The 7,259-nt window shown below is 69.5% G+C and carries 7 protein-coding genes; all 7 read right to left on the bottom strand.

Going from position 1 to position 7,259, the window contains the following annotated elements; genetic code table 11:
- Nucleotides 1–138: 138 nt before the first annotated feature.
- The 7 genes from L0977_RS23645 to L0977_RS23615 all read right to left on the bottom strand — a co-directional run bounded on the left by L0977_RS23645 (nucleotide 139) and on the right by L0977_RS23615 (nucleotide 7,256).
- A complete protein-coding gene (locus L0977_RS23645; protein ID WP_234267391.1) occupies nucleotides 139–1,020 on the bottom strand; it encodes a patatin-like phospholipase family protein in 882 nt (293 codons plus the stop codon).
- Between the two features lie 2 nt (nucleotides 1,021–1,022).
- The gene (locus L0977_RS23640; protein WP_234267390.1) at nucleotides 1,023–1,616 is read right to left on the bottom strand and encodes an OmpA family protein; all 594 of its coding nucleotides are present in this window, start codon (nucleotides 1,614–1,616) and stop codon (nucleotides 1,023–1,025) included.
- Between the two features lie 182 nt (nucleotides 1,617–1,798).
- The gene (locus L0977_RS23635) at nucleotides 1,799–2,920 is read right to left on the bottom strand and encodes a PilT/PilU family type 4a pilus ATPase (RefSeq protein ID WP_234267389.1); all 1,122 of its coding nucleotides are present in this window, start codon (nucleotides 2,918–2,920) and stop codon (nucleotides 1,799–1,801) included.
- 88 nt (nucleotides 2,921–3,008) lie between these two features.
- On the bottom strand, nucleotides 3,009–4,298 hold the full coding sequence (locus tag L0977_RS23630; RefSeq protein WP_234267388.1) for a solute carrier family 23 protein: 1,290 nt from the start codon (nucleotides 4,296–4,298) through the stop codon (nucleotides 3,009–3,011).
- A gap of 187 nt (nucleotides 4,299–4,485) precedes the next feature.
- Nucleotides 4,486–4,971, bottom strand: a complete 486-nt coding sequence (locus L0977_RS23625) for a DUF3237 domain-containing protein (protein ID WP_234267387.1) — start codon at nucleotides 4,969–4,971, stop codon at nucleotides 4,486–4,488.
- 13 nt (nucleotides 4,972–4,984) lie between these two features.
- Nucleotides 4,985–6,313 (bottom strand): fumarylacetoacetase, encoded by a 1,329-nt coding sequence (gene fahA, locus L0977_RS23620; RefSeq protein WP_234267386.1) that lies wholly within the window; start codon nucleotides 6,311–6,313, stop codon nucleotides 4,985–4,987.
- Between the two features lie 136 nt (nucleotides 6,314–6,449).
- The gene (locus tag L0977_RS23615; protein WP_234267385.1) at nucleotides 6,450–7,256 is read right to left on the bottom strand and encodes a cyclase family protein; all 807 of its coding nucleotides are present in this window, start codon (nucleotides 7,254–7,256) and stop codon (nucleotides 6,450–6,452) included.
- Nucleotides 7,257–7,259 lie beyond the last annotated feature (3 nt).

Below are 7,259 nucleotides of genomic sequence, written 5' to 3'. Positions count from 1 at the left end.
GCGTTCTGTACTCAGTCACGGGCTCGATCACCCCAGCCGCTACCAAACTGCACGGGCCGGTCTGGCCGCCTCAACGGCGGCCACACTCTACCGCGCCAGTCAGATATGAAGATACAAGCCCTGGGGCCGTCCGGTGGTTCAGCCCAGGCCAAGCTTGCGGCGCAGCTCGGGCAGGGCAGACTGGCCGGCCAGATAGCCGGCTTCGATCATTTCCTTGCGGGCGTTGAAGTCCGAGCTGTCGAAGGCGTCGGTGCGCGGGCGGATGAGCACGTTCGCGGTCTGGCCTTCCATCTCGGCCAGCGAACGGCCCATGATCTCGAACGACTGCAGGATGATTTCATAGAGCCCGCTGCGCGGTTTGGCGCTGGGCTTGCCGCCCACGTCCACCGCGATCACGGCCTCGGCCCCGAGCTGGCGCGCCACGCCCACGGGCACCGGGCTGGTCAGACCACCGTCCACCAGTTCGCGGCCGTTGAGCTGGGCCGGGATGAACACCCCGGGGATCGCGCACGAGGCCGCCACGGCGGCACCCGTGTCGCCGCGCTGCAGCGCCACCTTGTCGCCGGAGGCCAGGTCGGTGGCCACGGCGGCGAAGCGGCGCGGCATTTTTTCGATCGGCACGTCGCCAAGCAGGCTGTTGACCAGGCGCCGCAGCGCCATGCCACCGAGCATGCCGCGCTTGCTGCCCGAGGCGAAGTCGGCGACGTCGATGTCGCGCACCTTGAGCGCGATGTCCTGCATCTTCCAGGGCGAGATGCCGGCCGCGTAGAACGCGCCCACCAGGGCACCGGCGCTGGTGCCGGCCACCACGTCGACGGGCACCTTGGCTTCGTCCAGCGCCTGCAGCACGCCGATGTGCGCGAAGCCGCGTGCCGAGCCACCACCGAGCGCCAGGCCGATGCGGCGCGGGGCGGGTGCGCGGGGATCGGGTCGGGTGCGGTTGGCCGGCTGTGCCGAGGCCCAGCGGGTGGCGGCCAGGCCGGCGCCCAGTGCCAGCCATTGTCTGCGTTGCGGGTTCATGCTCATTGGCCCACCGGGCGGACCAGCCCTTGATCGATCAGCGACTTGAGCTGTTCCCAGGCCGACACAAACGCGCCGGCGGGTTCGCCGCGCGTGAGGGTTTCGACCTTTTCGTCGAGCAGCACCACCTCGACCCGCCGGTTCAGGCGCCGGCCTTCTTCGGTGCTGTTGGAGGCGACCGGGCGGCGCGCCGCGAAGCCGGCGGTGCGCAGGCGGGCGGCGGGCACGCCGCGCGCTTCCAGCGCGCGGCCCACCTCGGCCGCGCGTTCGTCGGACAGGCGCTGGTTCAGCTCGGCGGATCCGGTGTTGTCCGCATGGCCTTCCAGGGCGATGGCCTTGTCGCTCTTGGTGGTCACCAGGTGCGCGATGCGGTCGAGGTAGGGGCCCGATTCGGTGGCGTTGAGCGTGCTCTTGCCGGTGTCGAACAGGGCCGCGCTGGGCAGGAAGATTTCCACGCCCCGCTCGGCCTGCTGGATGGGCAGCACCGGGCCGGTGTAGGGCGCAACGGGCGCCGGGGTGGGCGGGGTCTGGCAGGCGCTGAGGCCAGCGAGCGCGAGCAGGGGCACGGCCAGGCGAAGGGCGAAGGATCGGTTCATGGTGCGGCAGAAAGCGGACAGGGGACCAGGCCGCGCGGCGGCCCTGGGGTCAGCATAGGGCGGTGCGCCGGTGGCGCGGCCCCGGTGCGCGCGGGTTTCCGGCTTTGTGTGCGCGATTGCCGCGCCTGTCGTGCCCGCACAACCGCGGTGTGCACAGCGCCCGGTGCGCGCTGGCGGTGGCCTCAGTCGGGGCTCATGCGCAGCGCCGAGGCGTCGGGCGGCTGGCCGTGCTGGAGGCGGATGCGCAGCGACAGATCGGTGCGCGAATCGGCGTGTTCGATGGCCTGTTCGGCCGACAGCTCGCCCTGGGCAAACAGCGCGTACAGCGACTGGTCGAAGGTGCACATGCCCACTTCGTTGCTGCGGGCCATGGCGTCCTTGATCTCGTCGGTCTGGCCTTTCTGGATCAGGTCGGCCACGTAGGGCGAGAGCAGCATCACCTCGACGGCGGGCACCAGCTTCTCGGTCTGGCCGCGGATCAGCCGCTGCCCGATCACGCCCTTGAGGTTGAGCGACAGGTCCATCAGGATCTGCTTGTGCGCCGTTTCGGGGAAGAAGTTGAGGATGCGCTGGATCGCCTGGTTGGCGTTGTTGGCGTGCAGGGTCGACATGCACAGGTGGCCCGTCTCGGCGTAGGCCAGGGCGTGCTGCATGGTCTGGCGGTCGCGGATTTCGCCGATCATGATCACGTCGGGCGCCTCGCGCATGGCGTGGCGCAGGGCCTCGTCGAAGCTCTGCGTGTCCAGCCCCACTTCCCGCTGGTCGACGATGCAGCTGCCGTGGCTGTGCTCGAACTCCATCGGGTCTTCCACCGTCAGGATGTGGCCGCTGGCATTGCGGTTGCGGTGGTCGATCATGGCCGCCAGCGTGGTCGACTTGCCCGATCCCGCTGCGCCCACCACCAGCACCAGCCCGCGCTTGAGCAGGGCCAGCTTCTTGGTCATGGGCGGCAGCTTGAGCTGGTCCAGCGAGGGAATGCGCGAATTGATGTGCCGCACCACCACGGCCACGTCGCCGCGCTGGCGGAACACGTTCACGCGAAAGCGCCCCAGGCCGGGCAGGGCGATGGCCAGGTCGCATTCGAGCGTGGCTTCGAAGCCGCGGATCTGCGTCTCGCGCATCACCGAATACGCGAGCTGCTGGGTGTGCGTCGACTCCAGCGGGGGCTCGGGCAGGCGCCGCACCACGCCCTGGACTTTCAGGGCGGCGGGCGTGCCCGCCGAGAGAAACAGGTCGGACGCCCCGTGCGCCACCATCAGCTGCAGATAGTGGGCCAGGTCGTCGGGGCGGCGGGTCGCGGTCATGGGGGGCTTTTCTCCTGAAGGCCCGCCGACGGAAAGCGTGCGGGCGTTGTTTTTCCTATCGGCCGGTGACCCGCCAAGTTGAACGGGCTCAGGCCTTTCGGCGACCGATGAGGGCCCACAGCAGGAGGGCCCCGAAGGTCGCGGTGCCGATACCCCCCAGCGCGAATTCGCCGAATTTGAGCGTGTAGTCGCCCGTGCCCAGCACCAGCGTGATGGCGGCCACCAGCAGATTGCGGTTATCGGAGAAATCCACCCGGTTGTCCACCCAGATCTTCGCGCCCGCGACCGCGATCAGGCCGAACACCACGATGGACACGCCGCCCATCACGGCCAGCGGGATGGCCTGGATCAGCGCGCCGAACTTGGGCGAGAAGCCCAGCAGCAGCGCCATCAGGCCGGCCACCAGGAACACGGCGGTGGAATAGATCTTGGTCGCGGCCATCACGCCGATGTTTTCGGCGTAGGTGGTCACACCGGTACCGCCGACGCTGCCGGCCACCATGGTGGCCAGGCCGTCGCCCATGAAGGCGCGGCCCATGTAGGGGTCGAGGTTCTTGCCGGTCATGGCGGTCACGGCCTTGATGTGGCCCAGGTTCTCGGCCACGAGGATGACGGCCACCGGCGCGATCAGCAGCATGGCGTTGGCCTGGAACACCGGTGCGCTGAAGCTCGGCAGGCCGAACCAGGCCGCGTTGGCGATGCCGCTGAGGTCCAACGGCTGGCCCAGGCCCAGGCCGTTGGTCAGCACGGCGTAGACGATGCTGGCCACGATCAGGCCGACCAGGATCAGCAGGCGCTGCAGCATGCCGCTGCTGAACACGGCCACCAGCGCGACGCAGACGAAGGTGATGCCCTGCATCCACTTGTCGAAGTCAGTCGGGGCCATGTTCTTGATCGGGATGCCGGCCAGGTTCAGGCCGATCACTGCCACCACGGCGCCGGTGACCACGGGCGGCATGAAGCGCTCGATCCAGCCGGTGCCGATGGCCTGGACCACGGCGCCGATCACGAAGTACAGCGCGCCGCAGGCCATGATGCCGCCCAGCGCCACCCCGATGTTGGCGTTCAGGCCCTGGCCGGCGTAGCCGGTGGCGGCGATCACCACGCCGATGAAGGCGAAGCTCGATCCGAGGTAGCTTGGCACCTTGCCGCCGGTGAACAGGAAGAACAGCAGCGTGCCGACGCCGCTCATGAGGATGGCGACGTTGGGGTTGAAGCCCATGAGGATGGGGGCCAGCACCGTGGCGCCGAACATGGCGATCAGATGCTGCACGCCCATGGCGGCGGTCTGTGGCCAGGGCAGCCTTTCGTCAGGGCCGATGACCCCGCCGCCCGCCAGTGTGGCCGATGATTTTTCGCTCCATTGGAACAAGCCCATGAGAACTCCTGGATGTAAATGTTGTTGTGATGTGGGCGCACGCGAATGGCCGCGCGGCCGGCCGAGATTCTGCCGGGTCGCCGGCACTGGGCTCAAGCTGCGTTGCAGCACAGCGCCGCCGCGGGCAGGACAGTTGCCGGGCGGGGCGGATGATGGCGCTGCCGGTGGCGCGCCGGTTTGATCCGCGTCAGTCGACGCGAAACACGCGGATGGCGACGTGATCGGGGCGGCGAATCCCGCTGCCCAGGAACAGGTGTTCCGTCATCCAGGCCAGCGCCGGGTGCGAGACCTCGAAGGTGGGCGCACAGCGGAAATAGACCGCACCCGGGTCCACCGGTTCGCCGCGCACCAGGCGCGCGGTGTCGGCGGCGCTGGCGCGGCGCAGTGCCCGGTTGTGCACCATCACGTGGGCACCGGCCCAGCCGGCATCGTGCAGGCGCAGCAGGTAGCGGGCGTCGAGGTCGGCGGTGGTGTCGCTGACCACGAGCTGGAAATCGGCACCGCCCGCCAGCACCTCGCCGTTGAGGCCGCCGGAGACGGTGCCGCCGGTGATGGGAATGACCCGGCGCAGGCCCTGCACGCCCCGCCCGCTGACCGGGCCGGCTTCCAGCGGCGGCGCGACTCGCACCGTGAGGTCGAAGACCGGGGTGAGCGTGGGCGTGGCGGGCGTCATGGCCGGGACCGGATCAGGCGCCGCCGACGGCCGGCAGCACCTCGCCCCGGCTTTCGCCGAAGCCGATGCGCGCCGCGCCGGGCTTTTCGCACCAGCCGCGCAGCACCACGGTGTCGCCGTCTTCCAGGAAGGTGCGGGTCTCGCCGGTGGCGGGCAGGGGAATCTGCTTGGTGCCGCCCAGCGACAGCTCGACGATGGCGCCGGCTTCCTCGTAGGCGGGGCCGGAGATGGTGCCGGTGCCCAGCAGGTCACCGGGCTGCAGGTTGCAGCCGTTGTTGGTGTGCTGCGTCAGCATCTGCGCGATGGTCCAGTACTGGTGGCTGAAGCTCGTGGCCGAAAGCCGGTCGCCGCCATGGCCCTGGGCGCGGTGTTTCGCGCTCTGCAGCACCACTTCGAGTTGCACGTCCACGCCACCCTGCGCGCTGTTGGCGGGGCTGTCCAGATAGGGCAGGGGCTGGGGCTCGTCGGCCGGGTGGGCGAAGGGCACGCGGTAGGGGGCCAGCGCTTCCATGGTGACGATCCAGGGCGAGACGGTGGTGCAGAAGTTCTTGCCGAGGAAGGGGCCCAGCGGGTCCATTTCCCAGAACTGGTGGTCGCGCGCCGACCAGTCGTTGAGCAGGCACATGCCGAAGATGTGCTGCTCGGCCTCACCGATCGGGATGGGCTGGCCCAGGGCATTGCCGGGACCGACGTAGAAGCCCATCTCCAGCTCGTAGTCGAGGCGGCGGCAGGGGCCGTACACGGGGGCCTGGGCACCGGGCGCCATGGCCTGGCCCCTGGGGCGGTGGAAGGGCGTGCCGCTGATCACCACGCTGGAGGCGCGGCCGTGGTACGCGATGGGGATCCACTGGAAATTGGGCGTGAGCGGGTTGTCGGGCCGGATCACGCGGCCGACGTTGCGGGCGTGGTGGATGGAGGTGTAGAAGTCGGTGTAGTCGCCGATGCGGGTGGGCACGGTGTGTTCCACGGCGCTTTGCGGCACCAGGCTGGCGCGCAGCGCGTCCACGCCCGGGCCGGTGGCGCCGGCCTGGAGGGCGTCGAACAGCGCGTGGCGCAGCGCGCTCCAGGCGGCCGGGCCCATGGCCAGCAGTTCGTTGAGCGCGGGCTGCGCGGCGGCGCTGGCGGCCTGCGCCGCCAGGCCCGAGACGGCACCGGCGCGGGCCACGGCGGCCAGGTCGATCACCTGGTCACCGATGGCCACGCCACCGCGGAACGCCTCGTTCGTGCCACGGCGGCGGAAGACGCCGAAGGGCAGGTTCTGGATCGGGAAGTCGCTGCCTTCGGCGTTGGCCGATTCGAGCCAACTGCGGGCAGCGGGGTCGTGGGTGTGGTTCAGGGTCATGGGTGTGGCTCCGTGTTCGGATGAAATGAAGGCCGCAGCGGACCGGTCTGGCGAGTCCGGGCCTTCGTCACGCCCGCGAACGCGGGCGTGACGGTGGAGGGCGCTGTGGTTGGCAGGGTGCGGCCCGCAGGCAAGGTCACTTCGATGCCATCAGGGCATCGTCGAAGATCGCCACGGCGCGCGTCCAGCCCGCGCTGGCGCCGCGGATCTTGTGCGGGAAGCAGCTGATGTAGAAGCCCGTCGCCGGGATGGCTTCGAGGTTGTGCAGCTTCTCGATGTGGCAATAGCCGATGTCGCGGCCGGCCTTGTGGCCTTCCCAGATCAGGCTGGCGTCCTTGGATTCGGCGTACTTTTGCGCGGTGTAGACGAAGGGCGCGTCCCAGCTCCAGGCGTCGGTGCCGGTCAGGCGCACGCCGCGTTCGAGCAGGTACATGGTGGCGTCGTAGCCCATGCCGCAGCCGGCGCTGACGTAGTCGTTGTTGCCATAGCGGCTGCCGGCGCGGGTGTTGACCACCACGATCTCCAGCGGGCTCAGCGTGTGGCCGATGCGGGCCAGCTCGGTTTCGACGTCGGCCGCGGTGACCACGTAGCCGTCGGCGAAGTGGCGGAAGTCCAGCTTCACGCCGGGCTGGAAGCACCATTCCAGCGGCACCTCGTCGATGGTGATGGCCGGCTTCTTCTCGCCCAGCGCCTTGTCCATGGTGCTGTGGAAGTGGTAGGGCGCGTCCAGGTGGGTGCCGTTGTGGGTGGACAGCTGGATCATCTCGACCGCCCAGACGTCGCCATCGGGCAGGTCTTCCTGCTTCAGGCCCGGGAAGAAGGGCGCCATCTGTTCGAAGGAGTTCTTGTGGTCGAAGTACTGGATCTTGGGCGCGAAGGCCGGCGGGTCGGAGATGACGTCGTTTTCCAGGTAGATCGAGAGGTCGACAAATCGGCGGGGCATGGG

Source organism: Hydrogenophaga sp. NFH-34 (assembly GCF_021401345.1).
In the GTDB taxonomy this organism is placed as follows: domain Bacteria; phylum Pseudomonadota; class Gammaproteobacteria; order Burkholderiales; family Burkholderiaceae_C; genus Hydrogenophaga; species Hydrogenophaga electricum.
This window is presented reverse-complemented; position numbering and strand designations above follow the sequence as displayed.